This window comes from Dyella jiangningensis (genome assembly GCF_003264855.1).
In the GTDB taxonomy this organism is placed as follows: Bacteria; Pseudomonadota; Gammaproteobacteria; order Xanthomonadales; family Rhodanobacteraceae; genus Dyella; species Dyella jiangningensis_C.
On sequence record NZ_NFZS01000001.1, the window covers coordinates 626,161 to 648,010 of the forward strand.

Genomic DNA, 21,850 nt, shown 5'->3' on the forward strand with positions numbered 1-21,850 from the left:
GTTGCCGGCTGCGCGGCGGGCGTCGGCTCGGGTAGGCTTTGCCGATGCCTGCGCGTCACGCTTCTTCCAACCTGGTCATGCCTGCCGACCCCGGTGCGACGCCGGTGGCATCGCTGCCGGGCGTCGGGCCTGCACTCGCCGAAGCGTTGGCGCGGCTGGGACTGGAGCGTGTGCAGGACCTCTGGTTCCATCTGCCGCTGCGCTACGAAGACAAGACGCAGGTCACCGCGATCGCGGATCTGCGCCCCGGCGAGCGGGCACAGGTCGAGGGTGTGGTGGAGGCGGTCGAGCGGGGTTTTCGTTATCGGCCGCAGCTCAAGGTTGCGATTGGTGATGACTCGCACCAGACGCTGATGCTCCGCTTTTTCCATTTCCGCCGCAGCCAGTCCGATCAGCTGCAGCCGGGCACGCGATTGCTCTGTTACGGCGAGGTCCGGCAGGGTGCGCAGGGGCTGGAGATGGTGCATCCGCAGTACCAGCGGCTCAGTGGTGACGAGCCTGCGGAAGTCGATGAACGGCTCACACCCATCTATCCCACCACCGAGGGGCTGGGCCAGAAGCGGCTCGCCGGCGTGATCGCCAAGGCCCTGGCGCTGCTGCCGCCCGATGCGCAGCTCGAACTGATTCCGCCGTCCTTGTGCCAGGCGCATGGCCTCACGTCGCTGCGCGAAGCCCTGCTGTACGTGCATCGACCGCCGCCGGACGCGCATCTCGGTCAGCTCACCACAGGGCGACACCCCGCGCAGCAACGCCTGGCGTTCGAAGAACTGCTGACCCAGCACCTGAGCCTCAAGCGCATGCGCGAAGCCGTGCGTCGCCGGCATGCACCGTCGCTGCGTGGCACCGGCGCGCTGCGCGAGCGATTGCTGGCGGGACTGCCGTTCGGACTTACCGGTGCGCAACAGCGCGTCTCGGCCGAGATCGCTGGCGACATTGCACAATCGGAACCCATGCTGCGGCTGGTGCAGGGTGACGTGGGCAGCGGCAAGACCATCGTCGCCGCGCTCGCGGCGGTGGCGGCCGTGGAGTCGGGCTATCAGGTCGCGCTGATGGCGCCGACCGAGCTGCTTGCCGAGCAGCATCTGCATCACTTCCGCCATTGGCTTACGCCCCTGGGTATCGAGGTGGCGTGGCTGGCCGGCAAGGTGGCGGGCAAGGCGCGACAGCAGGCGCTGGCGCGCGTTGCGTCAGGAGCGCACGTGGTGATCGGCACACACGCGCTGATGCAGGAAGGCGTGTCGTTTGCGCAGTTGGGCCTGGTCATCGTCGACGAACAGCACCGCTTCGGTGTGCAGCAGCGGTTGGCGCTGCGCGACAAGGGCGCGGATCACGACAGCGGCCTGGTTCCGCACCAACTGGTGCTCACCGCCACGCCCATTCCGCGCACCTTGGCAATGAGCGCCTATGCCGATCTCGACGTTTCCGCCATCGACGAACTGCCGCCGGGACGCACGCCGGTGCAGACCATCGCCATTTCCAACGCGCGTCGCTTCGATGTCATCGAGCGCATCCATGCCGCGTGCCAGGAAGGGCGCCAGGCGTACTGGGTGTGCACGCTGATCGAGGAATCGGAGCAACTGCGCGCACAAGCGGCCGAAGTGGCGCATGCCGAGTTGTCGGCTGCGCTGGACGATTGCCGGATCGGCCTGATCCATGGGCGCATGAAGCCCAAGGAAAAGCAGTCGGTGATGGATGCCTTCAAGGCCGGTGAGCTGTCCGTGCTGGTCGCCACCACGGTGATCGAAGTCGGCGTGGACGTGCCCAATGCGAGCCTGATGGTGATCGAGAACAGCGAGCGACTTGGACTCGCGCAGTTGCATCAGCTGCGTGGCCGCGTAGGGCGCGGCGCCATCGCTTCCAATTGCGTGCTGCTTTACCAGCCGCCGCTGGGGCAGCTCGCACGCGAGCGGTTACAGGTGATGCGCGAGACCAACGACGGGTTCCGCATTGCCGAAAAGGATCTCGAGCTGCGCGGGCCCGGCGAGGTGCTCGGTACCCGCCAGACGGGCCAGCTGAGTTTCCGCATCGCCGACCTGGCCCGCGACGCGCATCTTCTGCCCGCGGTGCAGGAGGTGGGAGCGGATATGCTCGAGCGGCACCCGCAGGCGGCGGAACGATTGATCGCGCGATGGATTGGCGGCGCGGCGCGTTACGCTCACGCGTGAGGGCGGCGCTCTTCGCGCCCTTGCGTATGTAGGAGCGCACCCAGCGCGCGACCGCCGTTCGCCCCGGTCCCCAATCTTCGTCCCCTCGTCGGCAGGCCGGACGAGGGCGAAGCACGTACAACGCGCCCAGACTGCCCCGGACGCGGCTCCGCCACCACAAACCCGTAAGCGCCCACCCGGGGTTTGCCAATACCGATCAACCTCCTAAGCTACACGGTTCAAACAAGACGACGACACCTCATGAGCAAGCCGCAACTGCTGATCGACACCGACCCCGGCGTGGACGATGCCCTCGCCATCCTGATGGCGCACGCGCACGCCGATGTGCATGGATTGACGATTGCGGCCGGCAACGTGGGGCTCGGTCATACCGTGCGCAACGCCCGCACGCTGGTGGACCTGGTGGGCATGCCGACGCCGGTGTTCGCCGGTTGTCCGACCCCGCTGGTACGCCTGCCGGAAGAAGATGCCGTGCACGTGCACGGTACCGATGGCCTCGGCGACGTGGGTTTCCCCGAGCCCAAGGCGATGACCAGCGATGAGCATGCCGTGCAGGCGATCCTGCGACTGACGCGTGAGCGTCCCGATCTGACCCTGGTCGCGTTGGGGCCTCTCACCAATCTTGCATTGGCCGTGCGCCTCGATCCCTCGCTGCCGCAGCGCGTGAAGCGCTTGGTGATCATGGGCGGCGCGGTGACCGGCCTGGGCAACACCGGCAACATCCCTGCCGAATTCAACATCGGTTTCGATCCCGAAGCTGCCCATGTGGTGTTCGAGGCGTTCCCGTCTTTTGATCTGGTTGATTGGGAAGTGGTGTTGCGTCATGCCTTCGACCAGCTCGAATTCGATGGCTGGGTGGCTACGGGCGATCAACGCGCAACGTTCTTCGAACAGGTATTCCGCACGGCGCGCGCGTTCAACCTCAAGCGCGGGCGTCGCGGCGTGATTGCGGCCGACGCGTTGGCGATGGCGGTGGCGATCGATCCTGCGATCGTCACGCGCATGGAAGAACGCCACGTGGCGGTCGAAATGGATGGGCGCCTGACGCGTGGTGCCACCGTGGTGGATTGGTCCCATCGCCTCGGCCGGGCGCCCAATGCGCGCATCGTGATGGAGGTGGATCAGGCCCGTTTTGGCGCCATGGTGCGCCGGGCCTTGGGCGCCTGAGGGAGGGCCCGGAAACGGCCCGTGAGGCCCAAGTAACTGACCGACTTGCCAAAGGCTTCGGTCTGTAGTTAAAATGCCGCTCTTTTCACCCACCGCTTTGAGTCAGTCATGAAGCCCGATACCCATCCGAATTATCGCCCGGTGGTGTTCCAGGACCTGTCGTCCGACTTCGCGTTCCTGACGCGTTCGACGATCGCCACCAAGGAAACCGTCAAGTGGGAAGACGGCAACGAGTACCCGCTGATCAAGGTGGATATCTCCAGCCATTCCCATCCGTTCTACACCGGCAAGCAGAAGACGCTGGACACCGGCGGCCGCGTCGACAAGTTCCGTCGTCGCTACGCGCAGAAGTAAGCGCGAGGCAGCTGGCGCCGCACCGCTGTTTCGGGTGTGAGCCAAGCATGTGGACACGGGGCGAGCCCAGGCTCGCCCCGTGTTTTTTTGCGTCCACCATCCGACCATCCGCTAGGGCATGTTGTCGGATCGATATGCGATAATGGGCGGCGAGGTGTCGCTGTCCCCAAGGCGACATCAACCCTAATCGCCAGCGGTCGCCTAGAGCGGCATGCAGGCGACGCCATTTGTGAAGGAGGTTTTCCGTGTCCGAATCCAAGATCGTCAAGTTGGTGGATGAGTCGACCAACCGCAGCAGCGAGCTTCCCCTGCTCAGCGGCACGCTCGGTCCCGCATGCATCGACATCGGCACGCTGTACAAGGACACGGGCCACTTCACCTACGACCCGGGTTACGGCAGCACGGCCAGCACCAAGAGCGCCATCACCTACATCGACGGTGACAAGGGCGTCCTGCTGTACCGCGGCTACCCGATCGAGCAGCTGGCCGAGAAGTCCAACTTCCTGGAGACGTCGTATCTGCTGTTGAACGGCGAGCTGCCCACCAAGGACCAGTTCTCGACCTTCGAGCACGACATCACGCATCACACGATGATGCACGAGTCGCTCAAGGACTTCTTCAAGGGCTTCCACCACGACGCGCATCCGATGGCCATGCTGGCCGCCTCGGTCGCTTCGCTGTCGGCCTTCTATCACGACGACATCGACGTCGATAACGCGGACGACCGCAAGCTGGCCGCGATCCGCCTGATCGCCAAGATGCCGACCATCGCCGCCGCCTGCTACCGCTATTCGATCGGTTGGCCGTTCCGCTATCCGCGCAACAACCTCGAGTACGTCGACCGCTTCCTGCACATGATGTTCGAAGTGCCGAGCGAGCCGCTCGAGCTCAGCCCGGTCGCTGCCAAGGCGCTGGACCTGCTGTTTATCCTGCACGCCGACCACGAGCAGAATGCCTCGACCTCCACCGTGCGCCTGGTCGGCTCGACCGGCGCCAATCCGTATGCCTCCATCGCCGCGGGCATCACCGCGCTGTGGGGTCCGGCTCACGGTGGCGCGAACGAAGCCGTGCTGGAGATGCTTCAGGAGATCGGCACGGCCGACAAGGTCGAGACGGCCGTCAAGCGCGCGAAGGACAAGAACGACAACTTCCGCCTGATGGGCTTTGGCCACCGCGTGTACAAGAACTTCGACCCGCGCGCGAAGATCATCCGCGAGATGACCCACAAGGTGCTCGGCGAGCTGGGCATCAACGATCCGCTGCTGGAAGTGGCGATGAAGCTGGAAGAGGCGGCGCTGAAGGATGATTACTTCGTCGAGCGCAAGCTGTACCCGAACGTCGACTTCTACTCCGGCATCATCTATAAGGCGCTGGGCATCCCGACCGAGATGTTCACGGTGATGTTCGCCATCGCCCGTACCGCCGGCTGGATCGCCCATTGGATCGAGCAGCACGAAACCCCAGGTGCCCGCATCGGCCGTCCGCGCCAGATCTACACCGGCGCCGACGTGCGCGACTACGTGGCGGCGGACAAGCGCTGAGCTTTTCCTGCACCACACGAAAAAAGCCCCGGCCATGCCGGGGTTTTTTTGTGCCGCCTTTGTAGGAGCGCACCCAGTGCGCGATACATTCTCGCGACGCGTTGGCGATGGATGGCCTGTGCGTGAGGTGTCGCCTTGGCGCTGCGGTCGCGTACTGGATGCGCTCCTACAGTGAGGCTTGGTGTTGGTTGCGGGAGGAGGTGCACATCTGTGCAATTCCTCCCAGCCGCCTTCTTATCTCAACACCGACGACAGCATCCGCTCGAACTCGTCGTCGTTTTCCGCCGATGACAGCAGCTCCTCCACGGCCGCCAGCGAAGCCCGCTTCATCGGCTTCTCATCGATGCGGTCCAGCGGTGGCTGTTTCAGTGCATCGAGCGGGAGCACGGTGAGGTCGAAGGGCAGGCCATCGGCAGCAAACAACAGGACCGGGTATTCGCGCTGCTCGTCGCGGGTGGTACGCAAGCGGCGCGTCTGCTGGGTCAAAGGTACGCCGCGTTCCTGCAGGAACAGCACGACGGATTCGGGCGTGTCGCTGAAAAGATGCAGGCAGACGGCGGAGTGGGCGTCGGCGGTGCCATCGAGCACGGCGCCGACCAATCGAGGCTCGAAGCGGTCGAGGAAGCGCATCGCCTCGGCGGCGGCCTCACGGCGTTCCAGCAGCAGCTGGGGCTGGCTGTCGGCGTGGAAGATGCGCTGGTGCTCGCGCAGGGCGTCTTCGATTTCGTTGTTGCGAGGCAAGGCCTGCGCGTCGAGGATGCCAAGGCGTTCGGCCGCCTTGATCTTGGCGTGATGGAAGTCGCGGATGCCGTGTTCGCTCATCAGTCGCGCCGCCTCCTGGGCGACGCGCAGCCTGTTGCGCTGAAGACGATCCTGCGCGTGGATACGGTGGTGCTGGCCGCGTGCCATACCTGTTCCTCCCGGTAGCTGGCGTTCGCTCAGGCGAACGCGGGCGGGACGGATGTCCCGGGGGTCAGAAGATGTCGTAGGCGTGTTGCTGGTCCTGGTCCTCCTGCTGCTGGTTGGCCTGGTTGCGCAGTCGGTCGACGTCCTCGACCTTGAAGATCTCGGACATGGCGTTCGGATCGCCCGCGCCGGCGGGCAGGCCGCTGTAGCGGTCGATTTGCACCGTACTGATGCCGGGCGGCATCGGCAAGACCGTGGACGGCTGGTCCTTCAGGGCCGAGCCCATGTAGGACATCCAGATCGGCAGCGCCGCCTTGGCGCCGAATTCGCCCTTGCCAAGCGAGCTGAAGTCGTCGAAACCCACCCACACGGTGGCGACCAGGCCGCCGTTGAAGCCGGAGAACCAGGCGTCGCGGTGGTCATTGGTCGAGCCCGTCTTGCCGGCGAGGTCGTCGCGACCCAGCGCCATGGCAGCCGCACCGGTGCCGCGCTTCACCACGTCCTGCATCAGGGAAGTGACTAGGTAGTCGTTGCGTACGTCGATCACCTGAGGTGCCAGGGCCGGCGGGTGGGCGCCTTCGCCGTGGGCGTCGGCCGGCAGGATCGCGCCGCCAATGCTGCCCGCCGCCGCCGGGGCCGCGGTGCTGCCCGCAACGGCCACGGCGTTGGCCGGGCCCGCCACGCTTCCGGCCGGCGGCGGCGGACCCGGCGGACGGGTGTCCAGCAGGCGCTCGGCGCAGTTGCGGCAGGCACGGGCCGGATTGGCGACATAGACGGGTTTGCCGTCGCGGTCGTCAATCTCGCTGATGAAATATGGCGTCACCAGGTAGCCCCCGTTGGCAAACACCGCATAACCGCGGGCCATGCTCATCGGTGAGACCGACGCCGTGCCAAGCGCCATCGAGAGATTGCTGGGCAGGGAATCGAGGCTGAAGCCGAAGCGGGTCACGTAGTCGCGCGCATAGCGCACGCCGATCGCATCCAGCAGGCGCACCGAAACCAGGTTCTTGGACTGCACCAGCGCCTCGCGCAGGCGGATGGGGCCGTCGAACTTGTCGTCATCGTTGGACGGCGTCCACAGGCCGCCCGGGCGAGACGGGTCGGGCAGGGCCAGGGGCGCGTCGTTGACGATCGAGGCGGGCGTGAAGCCGCGCTCGAAGGCCGCCGAGTAGATGAACGGCTTGAAGCTGGAGCCCGGCTGGCGGGCGGCCATCACCGCACGGTTGAACTTGCTGCGCAGGAAGTTGAAGCCGCCGACCAGCGCCTGCAGCGAGCCGTCCTCGGGATTGACGGAGACCAGTGCGGCCTGGGCGGCCGGAATCTGGGTCAGCTGCCAGTTGCCCTTCTCGTCGCGCGCCACGCGCACGATGTCGCCGCGCTTGAGCAGGCTGGTGCCGCTCTTGGGACGAGCCCAGGCCATCTGCTCGGCGCCCAGCTTCACCGTCTCCCGGCTGGCCAGGTAGATGCTGGTTTCGCCGCCGGCGACGCCGGTGACGATGCCCGGCTCCATCCCCGAGATATCCGTGAAGCCGGCCAGGGCACGTTCCAGGTCTTCGTTGCTGGCATCGGCGCCCAGCTCCTGGTGAGCTTCCGGGCCGCGCCAGCCGTGGCGGTGGTCGTATTCGACCAGGCCCGAGCGGACCGCATCCACGGCGGCCTGCTGGCGGCTGCTCAGCACGGTGGTCTTCACCACGTAGCCTTCGGTCAGGGCGTCATTGCCCAGTCGATCCAGAGCCTGCAGGCGGACCATTTCGGCCAGGTAGGGGGCGTCGACCTCGATCGGCGGCTCATGCGGCGAGGCATTGTTGGCCTCGGCAATGGCCTGGTCATATTCAGCCTTGCTGATGTAGCGGTTCTCCAGCATCTGGCCGAGCACCCAGTTGCGGCGGGCGATCATGCGCTTGGGGCTGTTGAGCGGGTTGACTACCGAAGGCAGCTGGAAGGTGGAGGCCAGGGTGGCGCACTCGGCCACGCTCAATTGATCCAGGGTCTTGCCGTAGTAGTAGGAAGCGGCAGCCGCCACGCCATAGGAGCGATGTCCCAGGAACATCTTGTTGAGGTAGAGCTCCAAGATCTGATCCTTGGTGAGCTCACTCTCCATGCGCAGGGCGATGAAGATTTCGGTCAGCTTGCGGGAATAGAGCTTTTCCGGGCTCAGGAAGAAGTTGCGGGCCACCTGCTGCGTAATGGTGGAGCCGCCCGGACCCTTGTCGCCGCCGGAAACGACCACGTGCCAGCCTGCGCGGGCGATGCCATGCCAATCCACGCCCGGGTGCTGGTAGAAGCTGGCGTCCTCGGCAGCGAGCACGGCGTGCTTGAGGCGCTCGGGCACCTCGCCGATGCCGACCGGGATACGGCGGGTTTCGCCAAAGCTGGCGATCAACTTGCCGTCGGCCGACAACACACGCAGGGGCACCTGCATGTGGTAGTCCTTAAGGACGGCCACCGAGGGGAGGCGGGGGGAAATCAGCCAGTAGGCCACACCGATCGCCGCGACACCCAGCAGCAAACCCGTAAAAGCCAGGATCAGGATCCAGCGCAGCAACCGCTTAAGAATTTGCATGATTTGGGTGTTTGCGAGACGTGAGTCAAAACAACTCAGAGTATAGATGTAGCAGTATCTCGGGCATGAACCGAGCGCGTCACAGCAAAAAGCAGGCCATGGACGACTTCGGCCAAGTGTGGATGCCGTCACGCGAATGAGTCGAGAAAAAGCTCGTAGGCCGTTGCCATTACATTAATTTTTGGTTTTAATGCCGTCGCGTATCCCTCCGATACAGGTGGGGGCGTTCAGGGGCAAGGGGGAAAATCGTGGGGCTCTTTACACCCAAGAAGCCGCCGCTTGTTGGTGTCGACATCAGTTCGACCGCCGTCAAGTTGCTGCAGCTCAGCCAAGCCGGCGGTCGCTATCGCGTAGAGCACTACGCGGTCGAGCCACTGCCCCCTAATGCAGTGGTCGAAAAGAACATCGTCGAGGTCGAGGCGGTGGGCGAGGCCATTCGTCGTGCGCTGGCGCGCTCGGGCTCCAAGCTCAAGCACGCGGCAGCCGCAGTGGCCGGCTCGGCCGTAATCACCCGCATCATCCCGATGCCGAGTGAACTCTCCGACGACGATCTCGAAGGGCAGATCCAGGTCGAGGCGAACCAGTACATCCCGTATCCGATCGAGGAAGTGAGTCTCGATTTCGAGGTGCTGGGACCGGTGCGCGACAACCCGGAAATGAACAACATCCTGCTCGCTGCCTCGCGCACCGAGAACGTGGACATGCGCGTCGCCGCGCTGGACCTCGGTGGTCTCTCCGCCAAGGTGATCGATGTCGAAGCCTTCGCGATGGAAAACGCCTTCGCGATGGTGGCCGACCAGTTGAACGTGGGCCGTGACGCCCTGGTCGCGGTCGTCGACATCGGCGCCACCATGACCACGCTGTCGGTGCTGCGCAACCAGCGCACCATCTACTCGCGCGAGCAGGTGTTCGGTGGCAAGCAGCTCACCGACGAAATCATGCGCCGCTACGGTCTTTCCTACGAGGAAGCCGGCCGTGCCAAGCGCAAGGGTGGTCTGCCCGAGTCGTATGAGAGCGAGGCGCTGGAGCCGTTCAAGGAATCGCTGATCCAGCAGATCAGCCGCCTGCTGCAGTTCTTCTTCGCGGGCAGCGAATACAGCAAGGTGGACCAGGTCGTGCTGGCCGGCGGTTGCGCATCCATCGAAGGCATCGGTCCGATGCTCGAGGATCAGCTGGGCGTGCCGTGCGTGGTGGCCAATCCGCTCGCGCGCATGTCGCTGTCGCCGCGCGTGCAGGCGCAGTCGCTGGCACAGGACGCGCCGGCGCTGATGATCGCGGTCGGCCTCGCGCTCAGGAGCTTCGACTGATGGCACACATCAACCTACTTCCGTGGCGTACCGAACGCCGCAAGCAGCGCGAGCGCGAGTTCTTCATGCAGTTGGCCGCGGCCTTCGTGGCGGCGGTGCTGGCCTTGCTCTTGTGGGTGTCCTGGATGGACATGCGCATCAACAACCAGAACGAGCGCAACAGCTACCTGCAGGGCGAGATCAAGCAGCTCGACGAACGCATCGCCAAGATCAAGGATCTGGAAAAGGTCCGCGAGCGCCTGTTGGCGCGCAAGCAGATCATCGAGCAGCTGCAGGCCAACCGTTCGCAGATGGTCCATCTGTTCGACGAGCTGGTGAAGACCATTCCCGCCAGTGCGCGCCTGGGCGGCCTCAAGCAGGTCGGTGAATCCATGACGCTGGAAGGCGTCGCGCAGTCCAACGCCAGCGTCGCCGAATACATGCGCAATATCGAGGCCTCGCCGTGGATGGGGCATGCCGACCTGCGCAAGACCGAGAATACGCACAAGGGCGACTCCCGCATGCCTTATGCGTTCGGTCTGGATGTGGCGTTGAGCCGGCCCAAGCAGGAAGAAAACGGCGAAGGATCGGACGAGGCGCACACCCCATTGCTGCCGGCCGCGTCGCAGGCGCCCGCCAGCGCGACCACTCCGACGACCGGCGCGGCGCCCAAGCCGGCGTCGGCAGGTACGGCCCCGGCCGCACCGAAGCCGGAGGCTCCTGCAGGCACTAACGGAGGAGCCAAGTGATGAAGTTCCTCAACGACCTGCAAAACCTCGATCGCAACAACATCGGCGGCTGGCCGAAGTCGGTCAAGATCTTCTTCACGGTGTTGCTGTTCGCCATCGTGATGTTCCTCGGCTGGTACCTCTACGTCAGCGATCAGCAGAGCACGCTGGAGCAGGCGGCCAGCAAGGAAGAACAGCTCAAGCAGGAGTTCTCGCAGAAGCAGGCCAAGTCGGTGAATCTCGAAGCGCTGCAGCAGCAGCTCGACGAGATGCAGGACATGCTGCGCCAGCTGCTGCGCCAGTTGCCCAGCAAGACCGAAATGCCCGAGCTGCTGGTGGACATTTCCCAGACCGCCTTGTCGGCGGGCCTGGAGACCGAGCTGTTCCAGCCGGGTCCGGAGGCACCGAAGGACTTCTACGCCGAGAAGCCGATCCAGCTTCGCATGGTGGGTACCTACCATCAGTTCGGTACCTTCATCAGCGGTGTGGCCTCGTTGCCGCGCGTGGTGATCCTGACCTTGCACGACGTCTCGCTGACGCCGAAGAACCAGGATGCCAAGGGCGGTGGCGGCGTGCTGGTGCTTCAGGGCACGGTCAAGACCTACCGCTATCTGGAAGACGACGAGAGCGCCGAGGCCAAGGCAGCCAATGCCAAGTCGGCCACGAGCAAGGCGCCAGCGAAGAAAGGGGGCCAGAAATGAGCAAGTTGGCTGCCATCAGGCCTGCCCAGGTGACTCGCATCGCGTTGATGCTCGGTGTCGCGCTGGTGCTCAGCGGTTGCACCCGCGGCATGTCCGACCTGCGCGACTGGGTCGATCAGGAAAAGCACAAGAAGGGCGCGCCGATTCCCGCGCTGCCCGTCATCAAGACGTTCGAGACCTTCCAGTACGCCGATCAGGACAAGCGTGATCCGTTCAGTCCGAGCACGGCGGAGCTTCAGCAGGACAACGGCAATGCAGGCCCGCGCCCGGACGAAAACCGCGCCAAGGAGCCGCTGGAGATGTTCGCGCTGGACAGCCTGAAGATGGTCGGCACCGTGGGGACGGGCGCCGGCATGGAAGTCCTGGTGAAGGATCCGGGGGGAGTGATCCATCGGGTCCATCGCAATGAATACATGGGCCAGAACTATGGTCGGGTCACCGCGATCGGCGAGGACCATATCGACCTGGTGGAACTGGTATCCAACGGAAATGGTGGCTGGATGGAACGTCCCGCCAGCATCGCGCTTGGCGAGAAATAAGAAACAGGGGCTGATGCAATGACCAACCAAACCAACACTGTTCGAGGCCGTGTCATGCGCCAGACTCGCAGTACCGTGATCGCAGGTCTGCTGGTACTCGGCGCCGCCTGGTCGAGTGCAGCCGCCGCTGCCACCAGCACCCTGAAGGACATCAGCTACGACGCGCTGCCGGGGGGCCGCATCGAGCTGCATCTGAACTTCGCGCAGGGCCCGGTGCCGGAACCGAAGATCTTCACCACCGGCAATCCGCCGCGCATCGCGGTCGATTTCGCCGATACCGACAACGCCGCACCGCGCCATCTCGATATCGGCAAGGGCGCCGCCACCGGTGTCTCCGCCGTTTCGGCGGGTGGACGTACGCGCGTGGTCGTCGAGCTGGTGCGCGATTCCACCTACCGCTCCCGCGTGGAGGGCAACAGCCTGGTGCTGACCGTGAACAACGGCACCGAGGCGGCGACCACGACCACGGCGGCCACGATCGATCCGTCCAAGGCGCTGCCTTCGATGGCGAACGGCCCATCGGTGTCCAATATCGACTTCCGCCGTGGCCCGAATGGCGAGGGCCGCATCCTGATCGATTTCAGCGGTGCCGGCGCCAATGCCGACATGAAGCACCAGGGCGACAAGGTCGTGGTCGATATCGACCATGCCAACCTGCCTTCCAACCTCGCTCAGCGCCTGGATGTGCTCGATTTCGCCACGCCGGTGCAGTCCATCGTGACCAAGGCCGGCGTGCGAGGCGGTGCCCACATGGAAATCGCCACCAAGGGCAGCGTCGAGACCTCGGCGTACCAGAGCGGCAACCAGTACGTGGTCGAGGTAGCGCCCAAGAAGAAGGACGCCAAGGCGGATGCCAAGGCCGCCAAGGGCCAGGAGCCGGTCTACTCGGGCAACCGCGTGACCTTCAATTTCCAGGACATCCCGGTGCGCTCGGCGCTGCAGCTGCTGGCTGACATCTCGGGACTGAACCTGGTGGCTTCCGACACGGTGGGTGGCAGTGTCACCTTGCGTCTCGTGAACGTTCCGTGGGATCAGGCGCTGGACGTGGTACTGCGCGCCAAGAGCCTGGACAAGCGCCGCAACGGCAACGTGATCTGGATTGCCCCGCAGGAAGAGCTGGCCAAGTACGAGCAGAGCATCGCCGATGCCCGTATGAAGGCCGAGGACAACGCGGAGCTGGTGACCGACTACGTGCCGATCAGCTATGGCAAGGCGAAGGACATCGCCAAGCTGCTGACCCAGGGCAGCATGGCGAGCACGGGCGGTGGCGGTGGCAGCGGAAACACGCAGCGCGGTTTCCTGTCGTCGCGTGGCAGCGTGTCGTTCGACGACCGCACCAATACGCTGCTGATCAACGACAACCCGCAGAAGATCCGCGAATTGCGAGAGCTGATCGCCGTGCTCGACAAGCCGGTGCAGCAGGTGCTGATCGAGTCGCGCATCGTGATCGCCACGGATAACTTCACCCGCGAGCTGGGTGCCAAGTTTGGCGTGCAGGGAAGCCGTACCAATCCCAGCGGCCAGGTGCTTTCGACAGGTGGCAAGAGCAATGGCGATGGCACGGCTGGCGGCATCAACGTCAACCTGCCTTCCACCACCAATGGTGGCAGCTTCGCCCTCGGCATCCTCGGCAAGAACTACGCACTGGACCTCGAATTGTCCGCTGCGCAGACCGAAGGCCGCGGCGAAGTGATCTCCAGCCCGCGTGTGATCACCGCCAACCAGCAGGAAGCGGTGATCCGCCAGGGTCAGGAAATCGGCTACGTGACCTACCAGAACAGTTCGACGGGTGCGGCTGGCAGCGGTACCGCCACGGTGCAGTTCAAGGACGCCGTGCTGGAGCTCAAGGTGACGCCGACCATCACGGCCGACAACCGCGTCTACCTGATGATCAACGTGAAGAAGGACGCGCTGGCCCAGTTCATCACCGTGCCGGGCAGCGGCCAGGTGCCGCAGATCGACACGCGTGAGATCAACACCTCGGTGCTGGTCGACAACGGTCAGACCGTGGTGCTGGGCGGCATCTACGAGATCACCAAGCAGAACAGCGCCACCAAGGTGCCGGGCTTGGGTGATATTCCGGGGGTCGGCATCCTGTTCCGCACCACGAAGCGCCAAAGCGACAAGGCTGAGCTGCTGATCTTCGTGACGCCGCGGATCCTCAGCGAAAGCCTGCAATAAGGCGACCCGCTAAGCGATGGAAAGGGCGGCCTCGTGCCGCCCTTTTTCTTTGTCAGGGGTGTCTCCTTCGCCGGAAGCGGCTCTCGCGCCGCCAAAAGTCATGGGCATTAAACTTCCTGGGCGCGTTAAGGTCTGTCATAGCGCTCCCCATGACGGAAACATCGATGGATATGCCCGAGGCCACGCCTTCTTCCAGCCTGCAACAGGCGTTCCTGCGCGTGCGTGACGACCTGCAGCGCAGCGTGATCGGCCAGCCGCACCTGATCGATTGCCTGCTGATTGCGTTGCTGGCGGACGGCCATCTGCTGGTCGAAGGCGCGCCGGGGTTGGCCAAGACCACCGTGGTGAAAGCACTGGCCGGCTGCATCGAGGCCGACTTCCACCGCGTTCAGTTCACCCCTGACTTGTTGCCTGCTGATCTGACGGGCACGGACGTGTTCAGGCCGCAGTCGGGCAATTTCGAGTTCGAGCGCGGCCCGTTGTTCCACAACATCGTGCTCGCGGACGAGATCAACCGCGCGCCCGCCAAAGTGCAGTCGGCCCTTCTCGAAGCGATGGCGGAGCGGCAGATCACGGTCGGTCGCAGCACCTGGGCGTTGCCCGAGCTCTTCATGGTGATGGCGACGCAGAACCCGATCGAGCAGGAAGGTACGTTCGCCCTGCCCGAAGCCCAGCTCGACCGTTTCGTCATGCATGTGACGATCGATTACCCCGATCCCGCCTCGGAACTGGCGATTCTCCAGCTTGCGCGTGAGCAGGCGCGGCGCAGCCTGCATCCGGTGCCCTCGCAGCGCCCCAGCCTCAGTCAGGCGGACGTGTTCAGCGCACGCGATGCGGTACTCGCGGTGCACATGGCGCCGGCGCTGGAGGAATACCTCACCCAGATCGTCCTTGCCACGCGTCATGCAGGAACCTACGGGCCCGAGCTCAAGCGATGGATCGCGTGGGGTGCGAGCCCGCGTGGCACGATCGCGTTGGATCGGTGCGCGCGCGCGCATGCGTGGCTTGCCGGGCGTGAGTACACGCTGCCCGAAGACGTGCACGCGATCGCCCACGAAGTACTTCGTCACCGCGTGTTGCTCAGCTACGAGGCGGAGGCCGAGGGCGTGCGTCCCGACCAGGTGATCAAGCGCGTGCTGGATCTCGTGCCGCTGCCGTGAGCGCTCTACTGGATACATCCGACGGCGATGGTCGCACGCGGGTCCGGCTCGCCGAGTTGGTGGCGTTGCGTGGTCGTGTCGCGAAGGCTGCCCTGCCGCGGCTTGAAAGCCACGCCATGCGGGCGGGCCAGCAACATAGCCGTCTTTACGGCCGTGGCATGGACTACGCCGAATCGCGCGTCTACCAACCCGGCGATGATGTGCGGCGCATGGATTGGCGCCTGACCGCGCGCAGCGGGCGTCTGCACACCAAGTTGTTCCAGGAGGAACGCGAGGGCCGCCTGCTGATCCTGCTGGACACGCACGCGAGCATGCGCTTCGGCACGCGGGCGCGTTTCAAGTCGGTGCAGGCGGCGCGGGCAGCCGCGCTCGCCGCGTGGTATGTGGTGCGCGCCGGTGAGCGCGTCGGCGTCATGGAATTGGGTGGTGGACAGCGGCTGTTGCGGCCCTTGGCAGGTACGCGCGGTGCGCTCGCTGTCTGCGGAGCGCTGGCCGACTTGGACAGCGCGACCACCGAACCGATGCCGGAATCATTGTCGGACGCGGTGCTCCGCGCGCAGCGTCTCGCACGAGGTGCCAATCGCATCCTCATCATCAGCGACGGGCTCAGCTGCGATGAAGCCGCGCGGGGGCGCCTGCTCGACCTGGGCAGCAAGGCCGGCGTGCGCGTGCTGGTGGTCGCGGATGCCTTGGAGCTCGCGCTGCCTCCCGCAGGGCGGTATCCGCTCGAACACGAGGGCGAGCGGCGCGATGTCGTGCTGTTCGGTGAACGGCAACGCCGCGAGTTCCAGCAGGTCCTTGGCGCCGGGCAAACGCGCCTGAACGCGTTGGCCCAGTCGCTCGGCATCCCTCATCGCACCATCGACACGGCCAGCGACCCGCTCGATGCGGTGATGGCGCTCCTGTCACCGGGAGTGCGCCGATGAGGGTCGTTCCCGCCGCGTCGCCTGCCAACGGGCCTGCATTGCGCGACATCCATCTGCCTCCTTCGCCGTCCTGGTGGCCACCGGCACCGGGTTGGTGGATCGTGCTGGTGCTGGTGCTGTCATGCATCGGCGTGGCGCTATGGTTCTGGCGGCGGCAGCGCAATCGACGCGCGTCGGAGCATGCCTTGCTTGCCGCCGTGGACGATTTGCTCGCGCGGCATCGACAGCAGCCGCAGCAATTGGCTGCCGAACTGCACGCGCTGCTGAGGCGCGCAGCGTTGCGTCTCGATGACGCGAGTGCCCGGCACGCTGGAGACGCATGGAGAAAGACGCTGGGGCAGGTGACGCAGGATGCCCCGACGCTCGATGCGCTGATGTCGCTGGAGACCGCCATGTACCGGCCCACGGCCAGCTTCGACGTCGAAGCCGCGGCATCCGCGGTTCGCCGCTGGCTTTCGGTGGCGTGGCGCCATCAGCACCAGAAGAAGCCGGTCACGCGCCCGGCAGCGCAACTCCTGGAGAGCGGACGTGCCTGAGTTCGCATGGACGTGGATGTTCTTGCTGCTGCCCTTGCCGTGGGTGCTGCGTCGCGCCCTGCGCGCCGCGGAACCCGGCCAGGCCTTGCACTTGCCTCACCCGGGTCTTCATCTCGCCTCGGCCGAGCGGGAAGGCAACGGCGGCTGGCGCCTGTGGCTGCTGGTCCTGGCCTGGCTATGCCTGTTGGTTGCCGCCGCGCGGCCGCAATGGGTGGGGCCGCCGCAGGCGCAACAGCGAAGCGGTCGCGCACTGATGCTCGCCGTCGATCTGTCGGGCAGCATGCGTACCGATGACATGCAGCTGGGTGGTCGCTCCGTCAGTCGCTTCGGCGCCGTGGAGGCGATTGCGGGCGATTTCATTTCCCGCCGCGGCGGTGACGAGCTGGGGCTGATCCTGTTCGGAAGCCGCGCCTATCTCGTTACTCCGTTGACCTACGATCTCGATGCGGTGCGCGCGCAGCTGCAGGGCGCCGCCGTGGGCCTGGCGGGCACCGAGACGGCCATCGGCGATGCCATTGCGGTCGCGGTGAAGCGACTGGCCAACCTGCCGGCTCAGGCGCGCGTCGTGGTACTGCTTACCGACGGCGTGAACAACGCAGGCAACATCGCGCCCCTCGATGCCGCGAACGCGGCGAAAGCGGCAGGCGTACGCGTCTACACGATCGGCATCGGCGCCACCGAGATGAGCATTCCCGATCTGTTCGGCACGCACACCGTCAATCCGTCGGCCGATCTGGATGAGGGCATGCTGCGCACGATCGCCGACCAGACCGGCGGCCGTTATTTCCGGGCTACCGATGCCGCCCAGCTGACGGACGCGTATCGCGCCATCGATGCACTCGAACCCATGCGGCAGCAGGGCCCATCGCTGCGTCCGCGGCACGAGCTGTTCCGCTGGCCGCTCGCGCTTGCCGTCCTGGCATGGCTGGCGACGATCCTGCCGCGCACGCGCCGGCTGGAGGTCGCCGCATGAGCGAAGCGTGGCAACAGTTCCATTTCCTGCGCCCTGCATGGTTGCTCGCGCTGCTGGCCTTGCCGTTGTTGCTGGTGTGGGTGGCACGGCGGGGCACGGCGCGTGAAGCGCTGGAGCGCCTGGTCGACGCCGAACTGCTGCCGTATCTGCTGCAAGGCCGTGAGCAGCGGCGACGCATGCCTGCGGTATTGCTTGCCGTGGGATGGTCGCTCGCCGCGCTGGCCATGGCGGGCCCCACCTGGAGCCGCGTCGCCCAGCCGCTCTACGCGCAACGCGCGGCGCAGGTGGTCGCGGTGTCGCTGTCGCAACGCATGCTGGCCCGCGACGTGGCGCCCAGCCGGCTCGATCGAGCGCGTTACAAGGTGCGCGACCTGTTGTCCGCCAACCATGACGGGCTGAATGCCCTCATCGCCTACGCCGGTGAAGCCTTCGTGGTGGCGCCGCTCACCACGGATGCATCCAGTCTCAACGAATTGCTCGATGCGCTGGCACCCGACACCATGCCGGTCGATGGCGACAATGCCGCCCAGGCCATCGAGCGTGGCGTGGCCCTGATTCGCGATGCCAAGGTCGGCGGTGGATCGCTGGTGCTGGTGACCGATACCGTGGATGCGGCGGCGCAATCCGCTGCCAGGAAGGCGCGCGAAGCGGGTGTGCGGGTGTCGGTGCTCGGGGTGGGTACGTTGCAGGGCGGCCCGGTGCCGCTTTCCGACCAGAGCTTCCAGCGCGACTCGCAAGGCGGCCTGTCGATGGCGCGCAGGGACGATGCGGCGCTGCGCGCGTTGGCGACTGCCGGCGGTGGCCTCTATGCGCCGATGACGGACGATCACGCCGACATCGACACCTTGCGCGGCGAACTGAAGTCGGACGGCGCCGTCACCTTGGCCACTGACCAGCGCGGCGACGAATGGCAGGACCGCGGCCCGTGGCTGCTGTTGCCTCTGCTGCCGCTCGCGGCCATGGCGTTCCGGCGCGGTTGGCTGGTCGTCTTCGCCCTGCTGTTGCTGCCGGGCGTACCCGACACGGCGCATGCGAGCCGCTGGTCCGATCTTTGGCAGCGGCCCGACCAGCAGGCGTCCGCCGCGTTGAATCGCGGGCAGGCGAAGGAAGCGCAGCAACTGGCGCGCGATCCCGCGCTGCGAGGCGCGGCGGCTTACCGCGCCGGCGACTACGCGGCGGCGGCCAAATCCCTGCACGATGTGCCCGGCAGCGACGCGCAGTACAACCTCGGCAATGCGCTCGCCAAACAGGGTGACTATCAGGCCGCGCTCGACGCCTACGACCGCGCGCTCAAGGCCAATCCCGCGAATGCGGATGCCGTGGCCAATCGCAAGGCCGTGGAGGACTGGATGCGCAAGCAGCCCTCGACACCGCCGCCGCAGAAGGGCGCGCAGGACGACAAGGGCAAAGCCGGCAAGGGACCCTCGACCACGCCTCCCGATGATGCGAAAGGGCAGTCGGGCCAGCGCGAAAACCAGGCGCAACAGAATGGCGACGAGGGCAAGCGTTCGCAGCAGGCCCAGGGTAACGCGCAAGGCAGCGGCAACGACAAGGATGCCAACCGCCGCACGCAGCCCGGCCAGCAGCCGGACGATGCATCCGGTCCGCCACAGAGCGCCGAGGAGCAGGCAAAACAGCGCGCCCGCCAGCAGCAGGCGCAGCAGGCCCTGCAAAAACAGATGGATCAGGCATTGGGTAAAGCGCAGCGCTCGCCGCAGTCCGCCAGCCATGAATTGGGCGAAGTGGCGACGGATGACGCCCAATCGAAATTGCCGGCCGACGTGCGGCAGGCCTTGCAGCGCGTGCCCGACGATCCGGGGGCGCTGCTGCGCCGCAAGTTCGATCTCGAGTATCGGCAGCGACATGACGCCGCGCCACCGGAGGACGATAACCCGTGAAGCTGCGCCACCTGGCCATCCTTTGGTGCCTGTTTGCGATGTTGTGGCCGCTCGCGGCCGCCGCCGCCGAGGTGCAGGCCACGCTCGACCGGACGCGCGTTGAGCTTGGCGAAACCGTGACGCTGAACCTGCGGTCGCAGGGCGGCGGCATGGTGCAGACGCCTGACCTGAGCGCGCTGTCGCGCGATTTCGCGGTGCTGGGGTCCTCCAGCAACACCAGCATCAGCATCATCAATGGCCAGCGTTCGGCGCAGGTCACCGTGGGCGTGGCGCTGCGCCCGCTGCACACGGGCGTGCTGCGTGTTCCCCCGCTGTCGTTTGCGGGCGGTACCACGACGCCCCTGCAGTTGCAGGTGGATGAGCCCGATCCCAATGCTGCGGCGTCTGGGCGTAAAGACGTCTTTCTGGAGGCGGTGGTCGATCCCGCCGAGGGCTATGTGGGCCAGCAGAGGGTCTACACCCTGCGCCTGTTCTTCGCCGCCGACCTCACCAACGGCGCGCTGGAAGACCCCCAGCTCGCCGGGGTCGACGTGCGTCGGCTCGGCAACGAGATCAACTACCAGGCGGAGCGTGGCGGGCGGCGTTACAACGTCATCGAGCGCCGCTATGCATTGACGCCGCAGCGCGAAGGACGCCTGGAGGTTCCGCCGGTGGCATTCCAGGGCGACATGGTCAGCATGGCGGACCCGAATGCCTTCTTCGGCAGCGGCACGCCGGTCTCGGCCTCTTCGCCTCGCGTGGTCATCGACGCCAAGGCGGTTCCTGCCCAGGCGTCGCACACCACGTGGCTGCCGGCGCACGATCTGAGCCTCGCCCTCGATGGTGGACCATCGCACGGCGACCTGCGTGTGGGACAACCGCTGAACCTGGTGATGAGCGTGCAGGCCACCGGGTTGCCGTATGAGGCATTGCCGGCGCTGAGCCTGCCGACATTGGATGGCGCCACGGTATATCCGGACAAGCCGGTCAACGCCACGCATGTGGATGGCCAATGGCTGGTCGGCCGTCGCCAGCAAGGCTTCGCGATTGTGCCCAATCGTCCAGGCACGCTCACCATTCCCGAGACCACGCTGACGTGGTGGAACGTGGTGACCGACCAGCCCGAGGTGGCGCGCATCCCCGCGCAGACGTTCACGGTGCTGCCCGCTGTCGGCACGGCACCCCATCAGGCGCCGGCTGCTACCCAACCTTCGTCTGTTCCGGAAGCAGCACCCGCTGCGGCACAGACAGCAGCGAGCCCCACGCCGTGGCGGTTGATCGCACTGGCGAGCGTGGGCTTGTGGTTGGCAAGCATGGCGGCGTGGTGGTGGCAACGACGTTGGCGCGGCGTGGCTGCGTCCCGGCCATCCCCGTCTGCGCCGCCGTCGTCGTCGAAGCTGCGGGCGGCGTTCCTCGCCGCTGCGCGAGGCGGTGACGTGGCGGCGCAGGTGAGTACGTTGCTGAACTGGGCGCGTGCGGAGCGATCCACCATCCAGAACCTGGGAGAACTGTCGCAGGCGCTCGCGTCGGAGCATCAACGCGACGCGATTGCCGCGCTGCAGCGCAAGCGTTATGCGGGCATGGAGGAAAGCGGACTCGGTGATCGTCTGGCCAGCGCATTCCGCGACGGTTTCCAGTGGCGGCAGCACGGCGATGCGGCTTCGGACGGTTCGCCGCTGCCGCCGCTCTATCCCTTCAACCTGCGTCGTTGAGCGCGGCGCGCCAGATCGAGGCCATCGTGTCGCCAAAGCAGCAGATGAGCACCTGTATCGATGTGTCGGCCGGTATCGACGCGCGGAGGCTGCGCAGCGCGACGGGAGCCGCCCGTTCGGGCGGATAGCCGTATATGCCGCAACTGATCGCCGGAAAGGCAATGGAGTCAACGTCGTGGTCCAACGCCAGTGCCATGCTTTGCTCGTAACAGCTCGCCAGCAGCGACGGCTCGTCGTGCGCGCCGCCATGCCACACTGGCCCCACGGTATGGATCACGTAGCGTGCGGGAAGCCGGAAGCCCGGCGTGATGCGCGCTTCGCCCGTGGGGCAGCGCACGCCCGGCTTTACCTGGGGCAGCGCGCGGCACGCTTGCAGCAGCTCCGGGCCCGCGGCGCGGTGGATGGCGCCATCCACGCCGCCGCCGCCGAGCAGGGTCGTGTTCGCGGCATTGACGACGGCGTCCACGTTCAGTTCGGTAATGTCGGCGGTGATGATCTGAATGGACATGGATTCGTGAGAACTTGCGACGTATGC

Annotated in this window: 18 protein-coding genes; 15 read left to right on the plus strand and 3 right to left on the minus strand. The window is 65.9% G+C overall.

All coding sequences use genetic code 11. The features are described from left to right. Window positions 1–44 precede the first annotated feature (44 nt). The 4 genes from recG to CA260_RS02765 all read left to right on the plus strand — a co-directional run bounded on the left by recG (window position 45) and on the right by CA260_RS02765 (window position 5,227). Window positions 45–2,165, plus strand: a complete 2,121-nt coding sequence (recG, locus tag CA260_RS02750; protein WP_111980912.1) for an ATP-dependent DNA helicase RecG — start codon at window positions 45–47, stop codon at window positions 2,163–2,165. Window positions 2,166–2,405: 240 nt separating this feature from the next. Further along, window positions 2,406–3,332: a nucleoside hydrolase gene (locus CA260_RS02755; RefSeq protein ID WP_111980913.1), complete on the plus strand. Its 927-nt coding sequence runs from the start codon at window positions 2,406–2,408 to the stop codon at window positions 3,330–3,332. A 108-nt stretch (window positions 3,333–3,440) separates the two neighbouring features. Then, complete coding sequence (locus CA260_RS02760) at window positions 3,441–3,686, plus strand: type B 50S ribosomal protein L31 (RefSeq protein WP_038614848.1); 246 nt, start codon at window positions 3,441–3,443, stop codon at window positions 3,684–3,686. A gap of 245 nt (window positions 3,687–3,931) precedes the next feature. Next, a complete protein-coding gene (locus tag CA260_RS02765) occupies window positions 3,932–5,227 on the plus strand; it encodes a citrate synthase (protein ID WP_111980914.1) in 1,296 nt (431 codons plus the stop codon). 234 nt (window positions 5,228–5,461) lie between these two features. Here the strand turns inward: CA260_RS02765 and CA260_RS02770 are convergent, their stop codons facing one another. Together CA260_RS02770 and CA260_RS02775 are read right to left on the minus strand one after the other, a co-directional pair. Further along, a complete protein-coding gene (locus CA260_RS02770; protein ID WP_111980915.1) occupies window positions 5,462–6,136 on the minus strand; it encodes a hypothetical protein in 675 nt (224 codons plus the stop codon). Window positions 6,137–6,200: 64 nt separating this feature from the next. Then, window positions 6,201–8,696, minus strand: coding sequence for a penicillin-binding protein 1A (locus tag CA260_RS02775; protein ID WP_111980916.1), 2,496 nt, complete (start codon window positions 8,694–8,696; stop codon window positions 6,201–6,203). A gap of 248 nt (window positions 8,697–8,944) precedes the next feature. On the opposite strand from CA260_RS02775, the gene CA260_RS02780 reads away from it, so the two are divergent. From CA260_RS02780 to CA260_RS02830, 11 genes are all read left to right on the plus strand, one after another. Then, window positions 8,945–10,003, plus strand: a complete 1,059-nt coding sequence (locus CA260_RS02780; protein WP_038614860.1) for a pilus assembly protein PilM — start codon at window positions 8,945–8,947, stop codon at window positions 10,001–10,003. After that, the gene (locus tag CA260_RS02785; protein ID WP_111980917.1) at window positions 10,003–10,731 is read left to right on the plus strand and encodes a PilN domain-containing protein; all 729 of its coding nucleotides are present in this window, start codon (window positions 10,003–10,005) and stop codon (window positions 10,729–10,731) included. The genes CA260_RS02780 and CA260_RS02785 overlap by 1 nt, the downstream gene beginning before the upstream one ends. Next, the gene (locus CA260_RS02790) at window positions 10,728–11,411 is read left to right on the plus strand and encodes a type 4a pilus biogenesis protein PilO (RefSeq protein WP_425479678.1); all 684 of its coding nucleotides are present in this window, start codon (window positions 10,728–10,730) and stop codon (window positions 11,409–11,411) included. The genes CA260_RS02785 and CA260_RS02790 overlap by 4 nt, the downstream gene beginning before the upstream one ends. Next, complete coding sequence (locus CA260_RS02795) at window positions 11,408–11,950, plus strand: pilus assembly protein PilP (protein ID WP_111980919.1); 543 nt, start codon at window positions 11,408–11,410, stop codon at window positions 11,948–11,950. The genes CA260_RS02790 and CA260_RS02795 overlap by 4 nt, the downstream gene beginning before the upstream one ends. Before the next feature lie 54 nt (window positions 11,951–12,004). Continuing rightward, complete coding sequence (gene pilQ / locus CA260_RS02800; protein WP_111980920.1) at window positions 12,005–14,131, plus strand: type IV pilus secretin PilQ; 2,127 nt, start codon at window positions 12,005–12,007, stop codon at window positions 14,129–14,131. Window positions 14,132–14,295: 164 nt separating this feature from the next. Next, window positions 14,296–15,291 carry an AAA family ATPase gene (locus tag CA260_RS02805; protein ID WP_111980921.1) on the plus strand — a complete coding sequence of 332 codons (996 nt, stop codon included), beginning with the start codon at window positions 14,296–14,298 and terminating at the stop codon, window positions 15,289–15,291. Next, the gene (locus tag CA260_RS02810) at window positions 15,288–16,217 is read left to right on the plus strand and encodes a DUF58 domain-containing protein (RefSeq protein WP_111980922.1); all 930 of its coding nucleotides are present in this window, start codon (window positions 15,288–15,290) and stop codon (window positions 16,215–16,217) included. Before CA260_RS02805 ends, CA260_RS02810 begins: the two co-directional genes overlap by 4 nt. Further along, window positions 16,214–16,753: a DUF4381 domain-containing protein gene (locus tag CA260_RS02815; protein WP_111980923.1), complete on the plus strand. Its 540-nt coding sequence runs from the start codon at window positions 16,214–16,216 to the stop codon at window positions 16,751–16,753. The genes CA260_RS02810 and CA260_RS02815 overlap by 4 nt, the downstream gene beginning before the upstream one ends. Continuing rightward, window positions 16,746–17,726: a VWA domain-containing protein gene (locus CA260_RS02820; RefSeq protein WP_111980924.1), complete on the plus strand. Its 981-nt coding sequence runs from the start codon at window positions 16,746–16,748 to the stop codon at window positions 17,724–17,726. The genes CA260_RS02815 and CA260_RS02820 overlap by 8 nt, the downstream gene beginning before the upstream one ends. Then, window positions 17,723–19,624 (plus strand): tetratricopeptide repeat protein, encoded by a 1,902-nt coding sequence (locus CA260_RS02825; RefSeq protein ID WP_111980925.1) that lies wholly within the window; start codon window positions 17,723–17,725, stop codon window positions 19,622–19,624. The genes CA260_RS02820 and CA260_RS02825 overlap by 4 nt, the downstream gene beginning before the upstream one ends. Then, window positions 19,621–21,315 (plus strand): BatD family protein, encoded by a 1,695-nt coding sequence (locus tag CA260_RS02830; protein WP_338065711.1) that lies wholly within the window; start codon window positions 19,621–19,623, stop codon window positions 21,313–21,315. Before CA260_RS02825 ends, CA260_RS02830 begins: the two co-directional genes overlap by 4 nt. On the opposite strand, the gene CA260_RS02835 is transcribed toward CA260_RS02830, so the two are convergent. Beyond that, the gene (locus tag CA260_RS02835; protein WP_111980926.1) at window positions 21,299–21,823 is read right to left on the minus strand and encodes an O-acetyl-ADP-ribose deacetylase; all 525 of its coding nucleotides are present in this window, start codon (window positions 21,821–21,823) and stop codon (window positions 21,299–21,301) included. The two genes, CA260_RS02830 and CA260_RS02835, sit on opposite strands and share 17 nt — an antisense overlap. Between the last annotated feature and the right edge of the window lie 27 nt (window positions 21,824–21,850).

Excerpts from the sequence above, each read along its gene's own strand:
- CA260_RS02795 (WP_111980919.1), top strand. The coding sequence starts at position 11,408 with ATGAGCAAGTTGGCTGCCATCAGGCCTGCCCAGGTGACTCGCATCGCG.
- CA260_RS02835 (WP_111980926.1), bottom strand. The coding sequence starts at position 21,823 with ATGTCCATTCAGATCATCACCGCCGACATTACCGAACTGAACGTGGAC.
- CA260_RS02825 (WP_111980925.1), top strand. The coding sequence starts at position 17,723 with ATGAGCGAAGCGTGGCAACAGTTCCATTTCCTGCGCCCTGCATGGTTG.
- recG (WP_111980912.1), top strand. The coding sequence starts at position 45 with ATGCCTGCGCGTCACGCTTCTTCCAACCTGGTCATGCCTGCCGACCCC.
- CA260_RS02785 (WP_111980917.1), top strand. The coding sequence starts at position 10,003 with ATGGCACACATCAACCTACTTCCGTGGCGTACCGAACGCCGCAAGCAG.
- CA260_RS02815 (WP_111980923.1), top strand. The coding sequence starts at position 16,214 with ATGAGGGTCGTTCCCGCCGCGTCGCCTGCCAACGGGCCTGCATTGCGC.
- CA260_RS02760 (WP_038614848.1), top strand. The coding sequence starts at position 3,441 with ATGAAGCCCGATACCCATCCGAATTATCGCCCGGTGGTGTTCCAGGAC.
- CA260_RS02770 (WP_111980915.1), bottom strand. The coding sequence starts at position 6,136 with ATGGCACGCGGCCAGCACCACCGTATCCACGCGCAGGATCGTCTTCAG.
- pilQ (WP_111980920.1), top strand. The coding sequence starts at position 12,005 with ATGCGCCAGACTCGCAGTACCGTGATCGCAGGTCTGCTGGTACTCGGC.
- CA260_RS02755 (WP_111980913.1), top strand. The coding sequence starts at position 2,406 with ATGAGCAAGCCGCAACTGCTGATCGACACCGACCCCGGCGTGGACGAT.
- CA260_RS02775 (WP_111980916.1), bottom strand. The coding sequence starts at position 8,696 with ATGCAAATTCTTAAGCGGTTGCTGCGCTGGATCCTGATCCTGGCTTTT.
- CA260_RS02805 (WP_111980921.1), top strand. The coding sequence starts at position 14,296 with ATGGATATGCCCGAGGCCACGCCTTCTTCCAGCCTGCAACAGGCGTTC.